Source organism: Colwellia sp. MB02u-9 (genome assembly GCF_014077085.1).
Taxonomy (GTDB): Bacteria; Pseudomonadota; Gammaproteobacteria; order Enterobacterales; family Alteromonadaceae; genus Cognaticolwellia.
Window position 1 is genome coordinate 1 of the sequence record NZ_JACGVF010000094.1, and the last position, 18,369, is coordinate 18,369.

Annotated in this window: 23 protein-coding genes; 21 read left to right on the forward strand and 2 right to left on the reverse strand. The window is 36.2% G+C overall.

The window, feature by feature from the left end; genetic code table 11:
* Positions 1-144 precede the first annotated feature (144 nt).
* The 20 genes from H4J65_RS08665 (at position 145) to H4J65_RS08755 (ending at position 14,359) form a co-directional block, all read left to right on the forward strand.
* Positions 145-453 (forward strand): YjcQ family protein, encoded by a 309-nt coding sequence (locus H4J65_RS08665; protein ID WP_101199779.1) that lies wholly within the window; start codon positions 145-147, stop codon positions 451-453.
* Positions 454-569: 116 nt separating this feature from the next.
* Positions 570-998 (forward strand): energy transducer TonB, encoded by a 429-nt coding sequence (locus H4J65_RS08670; RefSeq protein WP_182197593.1) that lies wholly within the window; start codon positions 570-572, stop codon positions 996-998.
* A 564-nt stretch (positions 999-1,562) separates the two neighbouring features.
* Positions 1,563-1,955 carry a VOC family protein gene (locus H4J65_RS08675; RefSeq protein ID WP_182184652.1) on the forward strand — a complete coding sequence of 131 codons (393 nt, stop codon included), beginning with the start codon at positions 1,563-1,565 and terminating at the stop codon, positions 1,953-1,955.
* A gap of 32 nt (positions 1,956-1,987) precedes the next feature.
* Positions 1,988-2,329, forward strand: coding sequence for a hypothetical protein (locus tag H4J65_RS08680; RefSeq protein ID WP_182197595.1), 342 nt, complete (start codon positions 1,988-1,990; stop codon positions 2,327-2,329).
* A gap of 98 nt (positions 2,330-2,427) precedes the next feature.
* Positions 2,428-2,778 (forward strand): hypothetical protein, encoded by a 351-nt coding sequence (locus tag H4J65_RS08685; RefSeq protein WP_182184650.1) that lies wholly within the window; start codon positions 2,428-2,430, stop codon positions 2,776-2,778.
* A 350-nt stretch (positions 2,779-3,128) separates the two neighbouring features.
* A complete protein-coding gene (locus tag H4J65_RS08690) occupies positions 3,129-3,572 on the forward strand; it encodes a hypothetical protein (RefSeq protein WP_182184649.1) in 444 nt (147 codons plus the stop codon).
* A 125-nt stretch (positions 3,573-3,697) separates the two neighbouring features.
* A complete protein-coding gene (locus tag H4J65_RS08695; protein WP_182197598.1) occupies positions 3,698-3,937 on the forward strand; it encodes a hypothetical protein in 240 nt (79 codons plus the stop codon).
* A 157-nt stretch (positions 3,938-4,094) separates the two neighbouring features.
* Positions 4,095-4,307 carry a GDCCVxC domain-containing (seleno)protein gene (locus H4J65_RS18055; RefSeq protein WP_259366996.1) on the forward strand — a complete coding sequence of 71 codons (213 nt, stop codon included), beginning with the start codon at positions 4,095-4,097 and terminating at the stop codon, positions 4,305-4,307.
* Positions 4,308-4,593: 286 nt separating this feature from the next.
* On the forward strand, positions 4,594-4,884 hold the full coding sequence (locus H4J65_RS08700) for a hypothetical protein (RefSeq protein WP_182197600.1): 291 nt from the start codon (positions 4,594-4,596) through the stop codon (positions 4,882-4,884).
* Positions 4,885-4,989: 105 nt separating this feature from the next.
* Positions 4,990-5,505, forward strand: coding sequence for a sel1 repeat family protein (locus H4J65_RS08705; RefSeq protein ID WP_182197602.1), 516 nt, complete (start codon positions 4,990-4,992; stop codon positions 5,503-5,505).
* Positions 5,506-5,637: 132 nt separating this feature from the next.
* Positions 5,638-6,165, forward strand: a complete 528-nt coding sequence (locus H4J65_RS08710; protein WP_182197605.1) for a hypothetical protein — start codon at positions 5,638-5,640, stop codon at positions 6,163-6,165.
* Between the two features lie 126 nt (positions 6,166-6,291).
* Entirely contained in the window at positions 6,292-6,732 is a 441-nt protein-coding gene (locus H4J65_RS08715; protein WP_182197607.1) for an energy transducer TonB, read from the forward strand.
* A 113-nt stretch (positions 6,733-6,845) separates the two neighbouring features.
* Positions 6,846-7,070 (forward strand): hypothetical protein, encoded by a 225-nt coding sequence (locus H4J65_RS08720; RefSeq protein ID WP_182184280.1) that lies wholly within the window; start codon positions 6,846-6,848, stop codon positions 7,068-7,070.
* Positions 7,071-7,200: 130 nt separating this feature from the next.
* Positions 7,201-7,527 carry a hypothetical protein gene (locus tag H4J65_RS08725; protein ID WP_182197609.1) on the forward strand — a complete coding sequence of 109 codons (327 nt, stop codon included), beginning with the start codon at positions 7,201-7,203 and terminating at the stop codon, positions 7,525-7,527.
* Between the two features lie 99 nt (positions 7,528-7,626).
* On the forward strand, positions 7,627-8,019 hold the full coding sequence (locus tag H4J65_RS08730; RefSeq protein WP_182197612.1) for a hypothetical protein: 393 nt from the start codon (positions 7,627-7,629) through the stop codon (positions 8,017-8,019).
* Positions 8,020-8,145: 126 nt separating this feature from the next.
* Positions 8,146-9,090 (forward strand): RDD family protein, encoded by a 945-nt coding sequence (locus H4J65_RS08735; RefSeq protein ID WP_182197614.1) that lies wholly within the window; start codon positions 8,146-8,148, stop codon positions 9,088-9,090.
* A 130-nt stretch (positions 9,091-9,220) separates the two neighbouring features.
* Positions 9,221-10,018 (forward strand): PhzF family phenazine biosynthesis protein, encoded by a 798-nt coding sequence (locus H4J65_RS08740; RefSeq protein WP_182197616.1) that lies wholly within the window; start codon positions 9,221-9,223, stop codon positions 10,016-10,018.
* 576 nt (positions 10,019-10,594) lie between these two features.
* Positions 10,595-11,068: a DTW domain-containing protein gene (locus H4J65_RS08745; RefSeq protein ID WP_182197619.1), complete on the forward strand. Its 474-nt coding sequence runs from the start codon at positions 10,595-10,597 to the stop codon at positions 11,066-11,068.
* Between the two features lie 535 nt (positions 11,069-11,603).
* Positions 11,604-12,596 carry a DUF1186 domain-containing protein gene (locus tag H4J65_RS08750; protein WP_182197621.1) on the forward strand — a complete coding sequence of 331 codons (993 nt, stop codon included), beginning with the start codon at positions 11,604-11,606 and terminating at the stop codon, positions 12,594-12,596.
* A gap of 107 nt (positions 12,597-12,703) precedes the next feature.
* Positions 12,704-14,359, forward strand: coding sequence for a B12-binding domain-containing radical SAM protein (locus H4J65_RS08755; protein ID WP_182197623.1), 1,656 nt, complete (start codon positions 12,704-12,706; stop codon positions 14,357-14,359).
* A 453-nt stretch (positions 14,360-14,812) separates the two neighbouring features.
* On the opposite strand, the gene H4J65_RS08760 is transcribed toward H4J65_RS08755, so the two are convergent.
* Positions 14,813-15,697 (reverse strand): LysR family transcriptional regulator, encoded by an 885-nt coding sequence (locus tag H4J65_RS08760; protein WP_182197626.1) that lies wholly within the window; start codon positions 15,695-15,697, stop codon positions 14,813-14,815.
* A gap of 379 nt (positions 15,698-16,076) precedes the next feature.
* Between H4J65_RS08760 and H4J65_RS08765 the strand changes: the two genes are divergently transcribed.
* Entirely contained in the window at positions 16,077-16,907 is an 831-nt protein-coding gene (locus H4J65_RS08765; protein ID WP_182197628.1) for a sulfite exporter TauE/SafE family protein, read from the forward strand.
* A 414-nt stretch (positions 16,908-17,321) separates the two neighbouring features.
* On the opposite strand, the gene H4J65_RS08770 is transcribed toward H4J65_RS08765, so the two are convergent.
* Positions 17,322-18,365, reverse strand: coding sequence for a methionine synthase (locus H4J65_RS08770; protein WP_182197631.1), 1,044 nt, complete (start codon positions 18,363-18,365; stop codon positions 17,322-17,324).
* Positions 18,366-18,369 lie beyond the last annotated feature (4 nt).

Consider the following 18,369-nt stretch of genomic DNA (forward strand, 5'->3'; position numbering starts at 1 on the left):
GAATGTTTTTAGCATAGGAGAACAAAAAATATAACAAGCCATTCAAAAGGACAAAAAACAGCTTGCTGTCCTTCGTTCCTCAGGCATTATAGCAAGCTGTTTTTTGCCTCTTAATGGGGCGTTATATTTCACGGAGGATTCGAGTTGAACAAAGAGGATGTCATATCAATTTTAAAATTAGCTCAGGATCAAAAACTTCCTGACAATATAAATTCGGATTCAGGATTAAACCTAGATTGTGTAAAAGGTTTAGTTGAAAGTGGTTATATTCAAGCTATCGATATTTCTTCTAAATCAGGTGTAGGTTTCATGGAACCTAAAATCACCCTTGCTGGTGTCGAGTATCTAGAGGCTAATTCAACCAAAGTTAAATGGTTTCATTCTTTCCCAAATCGTATCGCAGTAATCTCGCTAATCGTAGCTGTAATTGGTTTATGGTTTGCGGTAAAGTGAAATATAACAAGCTAATTAATAAGGACAAAAAACAGTTGGCTGTTTTCGTTCCTCAACATTTTAGCCAACAATTTTTTGCCCATTATTAGGGCGTTAGTGTAGTAAGGAGGTTTTAGGTGAACTTGAAAAATTTAAGTCTATTTTTGGCTGTTTTCATTTGTGGTTGTCAGACTACAAGCGAGAATCGAGATAATAGCTCTAGTATAAATGACATTGTAAAAAATGAACCACGTTGTACGGTGTTCCCAAGAAAAATTGAAAATTTTAGCGATACGACTCAAGAAGGTTTTCCCATAAAAAGAGTTTCTCCGAAGTATCCAAAATCAGCAGCAAGGAATAAAATAAATGGCTATGTCAAATTTGAGTTCGATATTTCTTCTGAAGGTAAGCCCTTTAATATTGGTGTTATAGAATCTTCTCAGTCTGGTCTTTTCATAAAGCCAGCAACTGAAGCACTTAAAAAGTGGCGATTTAATCCGTATAAAGAAAATGGTTTACCTATTGACAGTATTTGCCAATCAATTCAATTAGACTTTAAGGTGTAAATTACACTATAAGCCATTAAAGCAGGACAAATAACAGTTGGCTATTTGCTCGTACCTCGCTTATTTTAGCCAACAATCATTTGCCTCTTAATGGGGCGTTAGTTGCAAAGGGGTTTATGCGCACTCTCCAAATGTTAGGCTTCTTATCAGCAGTAGTTGGAATACTCCTGACTTATATTCTTTTATCTCCAATAGAACCGGGTACTTCAGCGTCTACTGCTAGTGCATCGGGACTTGGTTTAATGTTTGGCGTATTTCCTATATTGTGTTTTTCTGCATTAACCTTAATTCCATCATCCTTAGGGCTGCTAAATAGTAAAATTCGAATTAAAGGTTACTTTACTGGTAAATTCTGGCATTGTTTATGGGGCATAAATAGTATAATTTCAGTTTTCTATCTAGTTGTTATAATTTACTTTTGTTATATACTTTTAGTCCAGAGTATTAGCAACTAACAAGGCAATCAAACGGACACGCAATAGTTGGCTGCGTTTCGCTCCGCTTCACATTTTAGCCAACTATTAATCAGCCCCTTATTTGGGCGTTATATACCAAGGAGATTAGGTGCTCAAATCGATTCATCATGCTGCTATAATTTGCTCAGATTATAAAAAGTCTAAGAGATTTTATGTTTCAATTCTTGGACTAGAGGTTGTAGCTGAAAATTATCGGGAAGAGCGAGATTCATTTAAACTCGATCTAAAATTACCACATGGTGGTCAAATAGAATTATTTTCTTTCCCTAATTCACCGGATAGACCGAGTTTCCCTGAAGCTCTAGGTTTAAGGCATTTGGCATTTAATGTAGAGTCTGTTGAATCTGTTAGAAATTACCTTTTGTCTCAAAGCGTGGATGTTGAGTCGATTAGAGTAGATGAATACACTAATAAAAAGTTTACCTTTTTTAGTGACCCTGATGGACTACCATTAGAGCTATATGAGCAAATTGGCATATAACAAGCGGGGCAATAGTTTTTCAAGGAGGAGTGGTGTATTTAAAAGTATTAGGGTGGATGTGTATTCTAATCGAGGTAATGCTTCTTGCGCCAAGTGTAGTGCCCGGTGTAATGTCAGCCCTAGCATCATTTATCGCTATCTTAATATTGGTTATATCTATAGTTACAATTAAGACTGGCAATCTATTTTATTTTAAATTTACAGCGGTAATTTCAGGTATTAGTATATTTATCGTTAATGATAGTCTTCGGCTTTATGGTTCATTGCCACAAGTACCGTGGGAGTATCAAGTAAGTTTCTACAGTCTTTTTATAATCATTTGTAGTCTAGCAATTTATTATGCTAAAAGGCGTGCTGGTGTAATGAAAAACTAACAAGAAAATAAACAAGGACACGTAACAGTTGGCTACGTTTCGCTACACAATTTTAGCCAACCATTACTTAGCCGCTTATTGCGGCGTTAGGTTTACAAATGGGTTTTGAACGGATTCAGGCAGAGCGCCATAAAATTGGAAATTCAACACTTGAAGCTTGCTATGATCGCTTCACTACAAAGTTTGAGTTAAAAGAAAATGAAAAAATTATTTATTCTGCCTTTCTTTGTGTGCGCCCGATAAGAAAAAAAGAGATATTAATTAATGGAACAGCTTTTACTCTTAAGATTTTTTGGCTAGTTTTATGGCAATCCAAATTAGAGAATAATGATGGTGTCGTTGTTAAAGAATTACTTTGTCGCAGGCGAAAAAGATCTATCGGTGTATTGATTTATATTGCCATCATAACAAGTGTAAAAATTGGGCTTGGGGTGTTATCGCAAACCTAATAAGGCAATCAAAAGGGCTAAAAAAGTTGGCGGCCGTTCGTGCCTCACTATTTTAGCCTCTTATTGGGGCGTTGGTATTAAAGTTTCAGCATTCAATCAAAGGGTAGTGTTAATGAATAAAAACTCGTCATCTCAATTTAAATCTTATTTCGGTGCATCTTTTATTATGGCTATAGGTTTGGCTTATAACGTAATCGAGCAGGATTTTATCGGCTCAACCGTGTTCTTAATTTCTTCTATAGTGTTTTTATCTTTAGGTCTTATTAAAAGACGTAAATCCCAAAAAGAAACTTGAGTGGAGTAAAATACTACTGACAAGTCGTTAAGCATACCAACAAGGAAGTCGTAAATTGAAATATTTAATCTTAATATCCATATTAGTTCTAAGCGGGTGTAGTTCTACATCTAAAGTTACCTCAAATACAGATATAGCAAGTATCATGAATGTGATAGCTTTAACTGAAGATAATGCACCTGATGGAATCAAAGGTACTTTTCAGCTTCCAATTAAAGCTTCAGGTAATCAAAGAGGTATTATTTACTTAAATACTGAAACAGATTACCGAGATAGAAGAAATATTACGGTAGCGATTCATCCAAAATTAATTGATGCGTTTACGAAGAAATATGGTGAATCTCCTGATTCATACTTCATAAATAAAACAATTGAGGTGACAGGTGAGGCTAAGCGCATGAAAATTTCCATTTTTTCAAATGGAAAAATCACTAAAAAATATTATTTTCAAACACATGTAAGAGTTGCTTCATTAAATCAAATTAAAGTTTTGAGCTAAGTATGCTTAAGCTGTTCAAGCGGGACAAATTACAGTTGCCTGGTTCCGCTCTGCTTCACATTTTAGCTAACAATCATTTGCCTCTTAACGAGGCGTTAGCTCTTTTATCATAAATGGATGTATTGATGCCTGAATCAAATGTTAAAGAAAATGGTTCTAGTTTTGCGGGTAATATGTCTGCTATATTTGCTAGTGTTCTTACTGGATCCATTCTGGATGGATTTGAAATAAATTATAGCTTCTTTATTAATTCATTTGATATTGTGCCTATATTAATACGCTTTATTATTATTTTGATATTGTTTTATCCATTTAATAAGTTTTTTAGATGGTTATATTCAGCCTCTCCAAAAAATAAAAAATAAAAAATATAATGTGTTAGAGGCAATAGAGCTAACAAGAACTTCAAACAGAAAAAATACAGTTGGCTGTTTTCACTCGGTTCAACATTTTAGCCAGCTATATTTTTCCGCTTAAGCGGGCGTTATGTGAATAGTGAAATTTAATCTATTGAGGTATTAAATGAATCAGATAATTCTAGAATCGATTATCACTTGCCCTGAATGCGGTGCAAAACATGAAGAAACTATGCCAACGGATGCTTGCCAATATTTTTATGAATGTACATCTTGTCATAAACTCTTAAAGCCTTTAGCTGGTGATTGCTGTGTTTTTTGCTCTTTTGGTACAGTTAAGTGCCCGCCAATACAAGAAAACGGAACTTGTTGTAGTTAATTCACATAAGAAATTAAACAGGGATAAAAAAGTTGGCTTTTTCTCCTAAGTTACTCATTTTAGAAAATAATTTTATTGCCCGTTAATTGGGTGCTATAAAGCAAAGGAAATTACGCGTACTCTGATAGTTATTTTATTTACCTTTTTCTCTGTTAATGCAATTGCTAATACAAGCTTTGAGGGGACTTGGGAAGGGGCTAAATTTAATGGAGTAAATTACTCCTATCATTTGTTAGAAATTGATGAATATGGCAAAGGTTTTTACACATATACAATAGGTGATGCCATGGAAGAGGCATTTGTTTTTCCATTAGACTTAAATGGAAAAGTATTCGCCCGTGGTTATATTGAAATTCCCTTAATAAACGATAAAGCAACAATGAAATCTACCTTATTATTGAGTCTCAATACTGCAATTGATAACCTTACTGCACTGACTATTGTTTACGAAAATAATGGTGAACCAATGTTTTCGTATAACTGGCCTTTGGTTAAATCGGGAAAAGGTAAAGTTAAGAATTTCTTGTTGTATAGTTTTGCTAATAAGCTTTATAACAAGTCAATCAAGCAGGGCTAAAAATTGTTTGCTGTTGCTTGTTCCTCGCTATTTTAGCAAACAATTTTTAGCCCATTATTAGGGCGTTAGGCTACTATCAAGTTTACTCGTATTAAAGGATTTTAAATGCGTATTAAAAGATTGGTATCACTACTGTGTCTTTCTGTTTTTTTATTTTCGTGTAAATCAACAGATATAGTGAGAAAAACCACGATATCTTTGGGGTTTAAAGAGATAAATGGGATTAAGCAATATGATAAAGGCAATTACGAAGATGCATTTAACCTACTTAAAGAGCCTGCTGCATGGGGATATAAAGGCTCTCAGTATGCGCTAGCCTTTATGTTTCTTAAAGGTAATTATGTTCAACAATCTACACTGTTAGGTATGGGCTGGTTAGGTGTTGCAAAAGAAGCCAATGTTAAAGAATGGACTGAGCAATATAACAATTTCTATGCAGCCGCTACAGAACAACAAAAAGATAAAATAGATGAGATAGTTAAAGAATATATCAAACGTTACGGCTTAAAAAGCCAAGATGTAACCTGTCAAAAAGGCATTAATGCACAAAGAAGGGTAGTTTTAAAATGTCATAAATATAATGGGCTTGGTATCTTGTACCCAGTTGATCTTGTTGAGTAATAATCTTAGCCTAACAAGCCAATAAAGCAGGACTGTAACAGTTGGCTACGTTTCGCTTCACTACACAATTTTAGCCAACCATTACTTAGCCTGTTATTTGGGTGTTATGAGTTTTTCAATTTTCGGAGTTATATGAACACTATTATTGGATTTATCTCGGGCGTGATCGTTTGTGCCCTCAGTGTTTACTTTACTCTTGATTGGCAAGAGGAAAAGCTGGAATTTTCAATTTCTTCTCCTGCGGTATTTGGTGACACAAATTATCAAAATCTAACTATTCAAAATTCTGGTTGGAACCCTGCTGAAAATTTAGATATTAATATTAAGCACCAAACTATTACTTTTAAAAATATTAAATCAGCTACAAACCTAACTGAATTAAAAAACACTAAAAAAGGTATTGCTACTTTAAGTCGGCTTAGGCGTGATGAAACAGTCATAGTTTCAATTGTATATGAGGGTTCTCCTCTGATTTTGGATAATATTAAAATAACATCAAATCGTAGTATTGCTAAAGCAGTAGACGTTAATAATAAAGATGATTTCATTTATGGTTTTAATAAGCTTATGGCAATGCTCACTTCACTATTTTCAGGTGCTTTGCTAACTCTTATTGGAGTTAAGTATTTCATGAATAAGTCAAAGGCGGTGGTTAACTAAACTTATAACAAGGCAATTAAACGGAAAATTTACAGTTGGCTGTTTTTCGTGCCTCAAACATTATAGCCAACAGTAATTTTCCGCTTATTGCGGCGTTATGTGAATTGATTAAACAATGGAGTGTATATGAAAAATTTATTAGCCCTAACTGCTTTCGCGCTTATGAGTGTATCCATAAGTAGTGTAGCGAAGAATATTTATGCGGATGTACAGGTTACAGATGTTAAACCGACTAGTGACTTCATTTGGAAGCGTGCAAATCAAAACACGCCTAAATACCCAATAGAGCTTGCCCGTTCTGGAATAAAAGGCTGCGCTGTTTTATCTTTTAATATTTCCAAATCAGGTAAAACTGAGAATGTTGAAATAATTAACTCAGTACCTAAAAAGTATGTCGGTAAATACTCTCGTAAAATGCTTAGAAAATGGAAATGGGTTCCTGCTTCAACAGTCGCAGAATCTGCACCAGAAAAAAGAACTCTAAGATTGGATTTCTGTATGGGTGGTGAATCAACAGAACAATCCCAAATAGCTTGTAAACAACAAGCACAATTAGCATGTGGCTAATTCACATAATAAGGCGCTTAAACGGAAAAATTACAGTTGGCTCGCGCTTCGCGCAGTTTAGCCTAACTGTATTTTTCCGCTTAGCTTGGCGTTATATATTTCAAGGAGGGTGTATGAAATTATCAACATTGTTTTTCATTTTATTATTAATATCTGGATGCTCAAGCACAAACCACATGGTTTTATCTGATGTTAAGACTAGCGTAGAACAAAGAGAAAGGGGTTTACCTGAACATTTAAACACTGGTAACGTCGAAAAGTCAGATGTAAAAAAAGGTATAAAACATGCGCGTAATAATACTCTTTTGGCTGTGATATTTGATTTATTTGACTGGTAAAGTGGATAATATATATAACAAGCATTTTAAGCGGGACTGCTAACAGTTTGCTCGATTTCGCTTCGCTACACATTTTAGCAAGCTATTACTCGCCGCTTAAAACGGCGTTAGCAGTCAATGAGGGTTTGATATGTCATCCATTCCTGAGAAAGATTGGAAGTTGTTTCGTAAACTGCAATCAGAATTAACAGCCAAAGCTTGTGAGTTGGTTTTTAGGCAAGTCAATAATATTGCCAATGTTCGATCTGGTAAAGAACATGAATCATATTTAGATTTGTATCGTCTTATTGAAACAGAAGATGCCAAAATAGCTGAAATGTTTGACAATCCAACTCGCAATAATGTGATATTAAAGATTGTTACATTGAAAAAATATGATGTTTTGAGTGTTGAACAACTTGAAATGTTTAGTGAAGAAACGCAAGAGTTTGTTAACCGCATCCTTAATTTGAGTTGAGCTGCTAACAAGCTACTCAAGCGGGACTAAAAACAATTGGCTAGTCTCACTTCGTTCGCTATTTTAGCCAACTATTTATTAGCCCCTTAGTGGGGCGTTATGTTCACATGGAGTATGATGAGAAATCTAACTATTGGCTGGTTAATACTGCTTCTTCTAATGAGAGGGGTGAAGTTGGCTCAGGAGAAAATTGTAGACGGTGGAGTAAATGATCTGACCATAGTTTCGTCAGCGATTTTTCTATGTTTCGCAGCAGTTGCTATTTACGGCATCGTGTCTAGAAAGAACATTGGCTACTTTTCTACTTTGACCGTATTAGGTTTTCTTAGCTTTGGTGGTTTGTTCGGCTTAATCTCATTGATGTACACCCTGAGCTATCCAGACTTCCTCGAGGCTTCTTTTTTCTGGATTATTTTAATTCAGTGTATTGTCAGTTCTGTATTTCTTTATGGTTGGGTTAAACACGGTAGGTTTAACGTCGCTGGAATATAACAAGCACTTCAAACGTAACAAAAACTGTTGGTTAGGTTCCGCTTCGCTTCACATTTTAACCAACAGTTTTTGTCCGCTTAAGTGGGCGTTAGATTACTTTTAAAACATTGTAGTAAGGATTAAATTTTGGAAGAAGTACAAGGAAAATGGATTTGTGGATTCTGGAGAAGAATCGGAGCCTTGTTTATTGATACTCTATTTTTAGGTGTTTTGGGTTATGTTGTAGGCCTATTTCTAGAAGATACCTTCGTCGAGCTTGGTGGATGGGGAAGATTAATTGGTTTTGTAGTATCAATCACATATTTTGGGGTGATGAATAGCTCTTTATCAAATGGTCAGACAATCGGTAAAAAACTTCTAAACATAAGAGTCGTTGATTCATCCAATTCAACTATAAGCCTGCCTAAGTCCTTTTTAAGGTATAGCTTCCTTGCCGTTCCATTTTCACTTAATGGAGCGCAAATTACTAACGAAGCATTGCTCTCATACTTAATGTATCCGTTATCATTTATTATATTTGGTGGCTTATTCTCAATTTCTTACTTATATATTTTTAACCGCGTTACGCGTCAATCAATTCATGATCTTGTGGTAGGCACTTATGTTGTAAACTCTAAGGTTAATTCTGAAGAGGTGCCATCAGTGTGGAAACCTCACTTAGTTGTAGTTGCAGTCTTATTTGTTACAGCAGGCCTTGTACCTGTATTTACTTCTGACTTAGCGAAATCAGAACCTTTTAAAGATCTGTTAGCAACACAGGAAGCAATAAATAATAACGAATTAGTAAAATATGCAGCGGTTACAGAAGGTTCAACTACTTTTACTTCATCTGATTCTGTCATTAAAACAACGACATACGTGAATACTCAGGCTTTTCTATATAAAGATAATGTTGACGATCCAGATATCGCAAAGCAATTAGCCCAAACTATAATTAATACGTACCCAGAGTCACTAAATAAAAACTTAATTCAAGTAACTCTTACCTACGGTTATGATATTGGTATTGCTTCAAAGTGGAATAGTTACAACCACCAGTTTAACCCACAAGAACTAAAAGGTTCGGAGTAACCGTAATCTATAAGTCATTCCAAAGGACAAGAAACAGTTGGTTTTTGCTCCATCATTGCTAATTTCAGCCAACAAATTTTTGCCTATTATTAGGGCGTTTTTAAATATAACTATGGAGTATGATTCTCAATTGGAATTAGAAATCAACATTATTGATGCATTCACAGATGTTGCGTTTAAAGGAAATTCAGCCGCCGTAATTATTACAAACGACTGGCTTTCTGATGAACTTATGCAGTCTATTGCTATGGAAAATAACCTATCAGAAACCGCATTTGTTAAAGTTATTAACCTTCACAATTATGAAATCCGTTGGTTTTCACCTATAACTGAAATTGACTTTTGTGGTCATGCGACATTAGCATCTTCATTTGTTATTTTTTCTAAAAACGATAATTTGATTCATATTGATTTTTACGCTGAAGCGGTAGGTAATTTATCTATTACGAAAATGGATAATGGTTATATTCAGATGGATTTTCCGAGTAGGCCACCTGAAGTTATTAGCGATATACCATCAGCTTTATTAAACGGCCTTTCAATTAAGCCGACGGAAGTATTATTAAACAATCAAGCATACTTTGTTGTTTATGAAAACGAAATTGATGTGACTTCAGTCGTTCCAGATAATGAGTTATTAAAGCAGCTCGCTCCATATGATGTTGTTGTAACCTCTAAATCTAAATCAAACGATTATGATTTTGTATCTCGTTATTTTTGGCCTGCAAATGGCGGTGATGAAGACCCTGTTACAGGTTCTATCCATACGGGCCTAGCCCCGTATTGGGCTGAAAAGCTTGATAAATCAAAACTAATTGCATATCAGGCGTCTAAACGCGGTGGCAATATAATATGCAACGTTGCGGATAATAAGGTTTATCTTTTAGGTAAAGCCGTACATTATTTAAAAGGTACAATTAAAGTTTAGTCTTTCTTGCTTTATAAGAAAATAAACAAACAAGGACACGTAACAGTTGGCTACGCTTCGCTACACAATCTTTTGCCTCTTAAGACCTAATCCGAAGTGTTAAGTGCCTTTAAAAGCTAATGTCTCGAATGGCAAAAGTTATCTTAATCCAGGTGTAATGTTAACCATCTTAATTTGGGATTCATAACAACCTAAAAATTGCTGTGGCTATACAAAGTGAATTGCATTCACCAATTGCCAACGTTGGTTTTATTTTTTATTGTTATTGTTAGGTACTGAAAATTAACAACTTAAATTTTTTAAAGTTGAAGAAATAGGGGGTGAAGTATTTTTGTTAGTCTGTTACTCACTTTTGCGCTATAGCATTTAAACATAAGATTAATTATTTGTTTTGTATAAATACAGTTGGCTTTTTATCATTTGCCGCATACGCTAGCCCATTATATTATTACCCAGTGAATCCTAGTATGGCTCCACACATTTTACTTGAAGCGTTTAATGTAGATTTTGCGCTAACTATTCAGGTATGGCGAACAAGCTTTACAACAATGATCTAAAGCGGAACAATACCTAATAATGAAAATATTTTTACTTACACATGAGCGTGAATTACATAGGGCAACTAATACCGGCGCTCTGGCACTAGAAAGTGCTAATGAAATTGTTGAACGTATACTCTGGGAAAGAGTAAACCCTAATAAAAACCTGACTCGACTCATAGAAAATAATGAGGCGGTATTATTATATTCGAAGGCAGAATCATCGTCTGCAGCATCAAGGCCAAGGCCAACAATTGAAGAGTATGAAAACATTATTATTATTGATAGCACATGGCAGGAATCAAATAAAATCTTCAACCAGAGCTCGTATTTAAAAAATGCGCCACAATGCACTTTGAAAACGGCAAATGCTTCGTTATATAACCTGAGAGCCAATCAACCTAAAGGTGGCCTATGCACCATCGAATGCATAATCGAAGTATTAAGGCTTAAAGGACAAGATAAAATGGCAGCAGAATTATCATTAAAATTTGAGCAATTTAATGGCTAAAAACTTAACAAAATATTAAACTAAAGATTAGGGTTGGCTGCGTTTACGCTATTTTTTATTGAATGAATAAGCTAAAAAATCACTGTGAAATTTCTAGCTATCGTACTAAATATCTAGCTAAAGTCCTATAAGTCATCATTGTTATTCTAAATAAAGCCAGGTCGGCTTAAACCTTGTTGTTCATTTTTCAAGGAGTGTGTGTTCTGGTTAAATTGACACGCTAAATTTATGGCAGCGAAACAAGAGCAATTTGGACGTTATAGTGGTAAATCAAATGAAAATTCGGTTGAATCTGATGCTTTGCATGGTAACGGTAATAAGAAGTGTTTAAGATACCCCCATCATCATTCAAATTGCTTGTTTTATTCGCTTTAAAAAGCCCGTTACCCTGTTGCATTCAATCCTAATAGCTGGCTATTAGTCAAGCATGTACCTTGTAGTTAATATTTTTAATCCGACTAAAATCTACGCACTTTGAATGCTCATAACATTTGGCATTTGCCACTCATCATTGATTATTTAACGCGGAATTTACATGAATTTAGAACAAGCTTTATTGGTAATAGGTAATGCACATGACAACGAACTGCCTGTTGCCGCGCTCGACGTAGCTAAAACGAATTGGCCAGCATTTTATGCTGAATTAGAGCAGATAATAGATCAATTTGTCGCAGATGATAGTTCGCTAACCGATGAGCAGAATGCCGTTTTATTTTTTGGCACCTTATTATTGGCAGAATTAAAATATTCTCCTGCGCTGTCAAAGTGCTTACAGCTTTTTTCGTGCAGTGACTCGTTTTTAACGCCTATTGAAGGGGTGTTTGGTGATGCGATTACTGAATTAACATCAACCTTATTTTATAATGTCGCTAATGGTAATACGCAAGCCTTGTCTGACTATATTGTTGCTGGCCATCAAGCCATGTATGGCAAAGCATCTGCTATGGAAGCGGTATTTGCTCAATACGAAGTGGGCACTATTGATAAGGCTGAATTAAGTGAACATATTACGCTTTGGTTAGCCGCATTTTTGGCTTTACCCAGTTCAATCAGTAGTTTTTTAATGAGCGCATTAGCTGATTCTTGTATCGAATATCAACTTGATGATCTTAAAAGTCAGTTTATTGGCTTATGTGATAAAGACGTATTTGATGAATACCGCTTTAAACAAGATGAAGTAAAAGCATGGCAAAGCCTTGATGGGCGTAAGTTGATTGAGTCTGGCATTATTCAAACAGAGTTTAATCTTGTTGACACCTTAAACTCTTGGGCTGAAGGTGATGGCTCAGATGATGAAGTATTCGACAATCCTTCAATCGATAGCCTTTCAAGCGATAACCTTTCAAACGACAACCTTGATGTATTTGATTCGTTAATGGGCGAGGGCGGTTTGTTGTCTAATATCTTGTACGACGAAAATACCATTTTAGAGAACAGTGTGCCCGTAAGCTCATTAGCAACGGCTAGCCGCAATGATCCTTGCCCGTGTGGCAGCAAGAAAAAATATAAAAAGTGTTGTTTACAGTAAAACAGTAAGTTGGAATAGCCAAAATAAGATTGCTGAATAACATCAGCAATCACAGTATAATTGCACATTATCATCAGGTATTTAATCAAAGGTATTTAAAAAGCAGTATGGCAGAACAATTAAATTATCCCGAACTAACCGTTACCCAGCTTGCTCTAACTGAAGCACATACCTCAGATGCCATAAAACCTGATGCAATAAAAAAGTGTACTCAGGTTGCTGAGAAAAACAGTGATGATATGGATAAAGCTGTGCCTAAAATTGTGCTTGCTACCCTCAATGCTAAATACTTTCACACCAGTTTTGGTTTACGTTATCTTTACGCTAATTTAAAAGAATTACAGGATTATTGTGAAATAAAAGAGTTTATTATTCAAACTCGCGCCATTGATATTGTTGAACAAATACTTGCGTCAAAACCTGATATTATCGGTTTTGGGGTTTATATTTGGAATATCGTTGAAACCACCGATGTGGTTAGCTTATTAAAAGTTATCGCGCCTGACATTAAGATTATTTTAGGTGGGCCAGAAGTCAGTTATGAAACTGAGCAGCAAGCCATTGTTGCCAATGCTGATTATGTATTGACAGGTCCGGCGGACTTAAGTTTTTATCAACTGTGTAAAGACATTATAAATAACACGCCACCCGATAAAAAAATAGTTCACTCAAAACCGGTTGAATTAAATGAGTTAGCATCACCTTATCAGTATTATACCGATGAAGATTTAACCCATCGTTTGCTTTATGTTGAAGCCTCGCGTGGTTGCCCGTTTAAGTGTGAGTTTTGCTTATCGTCTTTAGATAAAACCTCTGTGCCATTTGAGATAGTCATATTTCTGGAGCAAATGGAAATTTTATATAACCGTGGCGCACGTAATTTTAAGTTTATCGATAGAACCTTTAACTTAAATATTAATACCACGATGAAAATTATGCAGTTTTTCTTAGACCGAATGACTAACGACTTGTATCTGCATTTTGAAGTTGTGCCTGATCATCTGCCTAGAAAGTTAAAAGAGGTGTTAGCGCAATTTCCAGAGGGCAGTTTGCAATTTGAAATTGGTATACAAACTTTTAATACACAAGTGCAAAAAAACATTAGCCGTAAGCAAAACAACGCTAAGTCAAAAGACAATTTAATCTGGTTAAAAGATCATACCCACGCACATATTCATGCTGATCTTATTTTTGGGTTACCCGGCGAAACCTTCGAGACCTTTAAAGACAGCTTCAACCAACTTTATCATTGTCGTCCACATGAAATTCAAATGGGTATATTGAAACGTTTGAAAGGTAGTCCGATTATTCGACATACCGAAGCATTTGATTTGCGTTTTAATCCCTTGCCGCCTTTTAATATCTTAAGTACTGACAGGGTGAGCTTTACCACCATGCAACGTATTAATCGCTTTGCTCGCTATTGGGACATGATAGGTAATTCAGGGCGTTTTAAATACGCTTTACCCCATATGTTGTCGGATGAACCGTTTGATGATTTTATGGCGATTACCGAGTGGATTTTTAATAAAACCGGGCAAATTCATAAAATTAACCTGAAAAAGCTATTTGAGCTAATTTCACAAGCGGTTGAAGCTTTGTATCCTGAAAAGCATGAAACGGTTATCGAAAAAATAGAGCAAGATTATGAAGCCGCTAAATTGAAAAGCTTGTTTAGCAGCTTGAGCCTTTACGCGGTTCCACAAGCAGCAACCACAGTGAAAAATAAATCACTGCAGCGACAACAACGTCATATGAGTTAATAGCTGATAGTGTGGCAGGACATAATAGCCGCTTCTGCTTGCACGAGCCTCATAGGTATTCTTTTTGGTTATCTTCCAGCCCGTAATGTGGCAAAAATGAACCCTATTGAAGCTCTGTCAAGGGATTAGGGGGAGTTCAAACGCTTTAGCGCTAAGTGAATAGGCAATATTTAATTTATCGCAGATTATAAGAAAGGCGTTGAATCAAAGTAATAGGTTAACCCCTAAAGTGATTATATCGAGTAAATAGCTTCTGCCATCTGAATTTTTAAAAAGGTTAAAGACTATATTGTTGGCTCAGTTATCTGTCAGGATAAATACAACACTATGTCTCTACAAACTCATAACTGCCCCAAAAGTAGGTTAATGTGTAATCTAAAGGGCAGTGTTGAGCTATTATCAGCTATGAAATAGCCTTTAGCGTTGATTTTTCTATTGGGCTGAACTCATTGATTATTTTGTTTTTTTAGCTTGAGTAATAAAATCGTTTAAGTAGTCTACTTGCTGTTCGTCCTTTCGAATACCAACAAAAATTTGTTTACTAATACCTTGTTTGCCAAAACGTAGACTTTTGATTGGCATTGATTTTGAGTATTCATCGACTAACCAGCCCGGCAAGGCACAAACACCTCGATTAGCGGCTACCATCTGTAACATGATCTCAGTTGTTTCAATAATTTTATGTTTTTTAACTGAACACTTTGCTGGATTAAGAAATTGACTAAAAATATCTAGCCTCATGGGCTCAACAGGGTAACTAAATAACACCTCTTCGCTTAATTGCTCGGGTAATACAAAATCTTGCTTTGCTAGTTTGTGAGATGTGGAAACAACAAGCCTATGCTCATAGTCAAAAACGGGAATGTAGGTTATTTTGGGTTTAAAGAGCGGGTCAGGTGTAATAAGCACATCTATTTCATAACTCAGTAATGCACCTAAAGCGCCAAACTGGAACTCCTGCTTCACATCTATGTCGATGTCTGGCCACTGCACAAGATAAGGCTCTATGACTCTGAGTAACCACTGATAACAAGGATGACATTCCATGCCTATTCTAAGCGCACCCATTTCACCTTTTGCAATCTGATTTAATAATAATTCTGTATGTAAAAACTGAGGCAATACTCTATTGGCAAGCGATTGAATACGCTCACCAGCAGCAGTAAGGCGAAGGTTTCGGCCATCTTTTTGCCATATCGGAGTCGACACTTGGCCTTCTAATTTTTTAATACTGTGACTTAATGCAGATTGAGATAAATGTAATGAATCAGCCGCTTTTGTTAGCGTTCCATGTTCTTTTATTGCCGTTAGTATTTCTAAATGAATCCTTTCTATCATCAGTTAACTCCTGTCTTTTGTTTTAATGATGAATTATATTCATTGAATGATGAAGTTATATCATTTTTACTCATTGAACAAGTATTGGTACAATTATTTTAGATAGCTAAATTTGTAAAAGATCATTGAAATTAAGTCATTAAAGTAGTCATAAAAGTAGTCAAAAAATTAATAACTAGAGTTGAAAGCAGTACTTAATATTAGCTTGGTCATATAGCAGCGAAACATTACCTCAAGTTTACCTTGTTTTTACCTGAACCCAGCTGAAGGAACATAGTATTGCTACGGTTTGACATAAAGAGCTAACATCGGGGTGGTAGCTTAGCCAAGAATCGCGGGCTAAGTTTTTGCCGGTCATTAAAAATAGAAGTAGTAGTTAATGAATATCATTGAATTTATAACAAATAATATCCCTACCATTTTAACCTTGGTTACCACCGGAGTATTCGCAGGAATTTTAGCCGGCTTATTAGGCGTAGGCGGCGGTATCGTCATCGTGCCTGTGCTATTTTTCTTGTTCCAGAGCTTTGGCGTATCGCCAGAATCTGCTATGCTGATTGCTACTGCAACGTCATTGGCTACCATAGTGCCAACCTCTATTAGCTCAATTCGTTCTCACCACCAAAAAGGTAATGTCGATTTTGATCTGCTAAAATGTTGGGCTGTATTTATTCTTATGGGCGTATTAGTGGGAAGTTGGTCAGTGACTCGTGTTGAAGGCACTGTGCTGACTCTGTTGTTTGGCGTAATAGCGACCCTATCTGCGTTAAATATGCTGCTCAGAACTGGAAAGTCCGCTTTGTTTCAACAACTGCCTGCTAAAGCAGGGCAAACGGTTATGGGCACATCTATTGGCTTTTTCAGTGCTATGGTCGGCATTGGTGGTGGCACTATTTCGGTTCCGTTACTCACGCTCTATAACTATCCAGCCCATAAGGCCGTTGGCACAGCTGCTGCGATAGGATTAATCATTTCGTTGCCAGGAGCACTAACAATGTTAGTCATGGGGAACACTCCAACCGATGCACCAGCGGGAACATTTGGCTTAGTTAACCTCATTGGATTCATTTGTATTGTGCCACTAACGGTATTATTTGCGCCGGTAGGGGCATCGTTGGCAGCTAAATTAGATGCTGCAAAATTAAAAAAGCTTTTTGCCTTGGTATTACTCTTGACTGGCCTACGTATGTTGGCACAAATTTTCTTATAGGTTGTGTTGTGTAATTAGGATATGACTACAAAAAAAGAAGGTTACTCTTCTCAAAGCAATAATACAGCGCTGTGATTCATAGCGCTGTATTATTGTGTTCGATTTTTTATTCGGTCATTTGTTCGCTAATTCGTTGGATAACTCATATTTGTTTGATTTTCAATTCAAGCATAATGATTGCGCCAAATAGATAGAGTGTAGTTAAAGTAGACGCTAAAGTTTATTAGTGTGGAAACCAAAGGAACTGACGGAGCATTATCTCAGGATTAAATCACGCGATTCATTCATCTATGCACACTTATGATTTATCGTTAATGCTCATATTGATTAAGGTGAGGGCAACTTGTTCGATAATAGGTGTTGAATATCATCAAATCAAAAATCCCCGACACATATTATTAGCTTGGTTAGTTATTAGGCTAACAGCTCTTTTCGAACGATTTCTGCACCTGCGCTTAAGGCGTTTAGTTTATCTCTTGCCACTTGATGAGGTAAGGGTGCCATACCGCAGTTAGTAGAAGGGTATAGCTTGTCAGCATCGACATACTTCAGCGCTTTTCGCAGGGTATTGGCCACTTCTTCTGGTGATTCAATCGTATGGTTTGCCACATCAATGGCGCCAACCATCACCTTTTTACCGCGAATGAGTTCAAGTAGTTCAATGGGCACATGAGAGTTATGACATTCTAGTGAGATAATATCGATAGTAGACTTTTGCAGCTTGGGAAATGCTTCTTCATATTGTCGCCATTCAGAACCTAAGGTTTTTTTCCAGTCTGTATTGGCTTTTATGCCATAACCATAGCAAATATGGACAGCCGTTTCGCATTTAAGCCCTTCAATGGCTCTTTCTAAACAGGCAATTCCCCAATCATTTACTTCATCGAAAAACACATTAAATGCAGGTTCATCAAATTGGATAATATCAACACCCACCGCTTCTAACTCTTTGGCTTCTTGGTTGAGTATTTTGGCGAATTCCCAAGCTAATTTTTCACGACTTCTATAATGATCATCATAAAGCGTATCTATCATCGTCATGGGGCCTGGCAGGGCCCATTTAATAGGTTGTTTGGTTTGCTGACGTAGAAATTTGGCGTCTTCAACAAACACTGACTTTTGACGACTAACAGGGCCGACAACCGTTGGTACACTTGCATCATAGCGATCACGAATTTTAATGGTTTTACGTTTCTCAAAATCAACACCGTTGAGGTGCTCAATAAAGGTAGTAACAAAATGTTGGCGCGTTTGCTCGCCATCACTAACAATATCAATCCCTGCATGTTGTTGATCTTGTAATGACAAACGTAAAGCGTCTTGTTTGCCCTCTATTAATTCATCACCTTGCAATTTCCAAGGCGACCAAAGTGTTTCAGGTTGTGCCAACCAAGAAGGTTTAGGTAAACTGCCAGCCGTTGAAGTGGGTAATAATTTTTTGCCAATAAGTGTTTTCATAAAA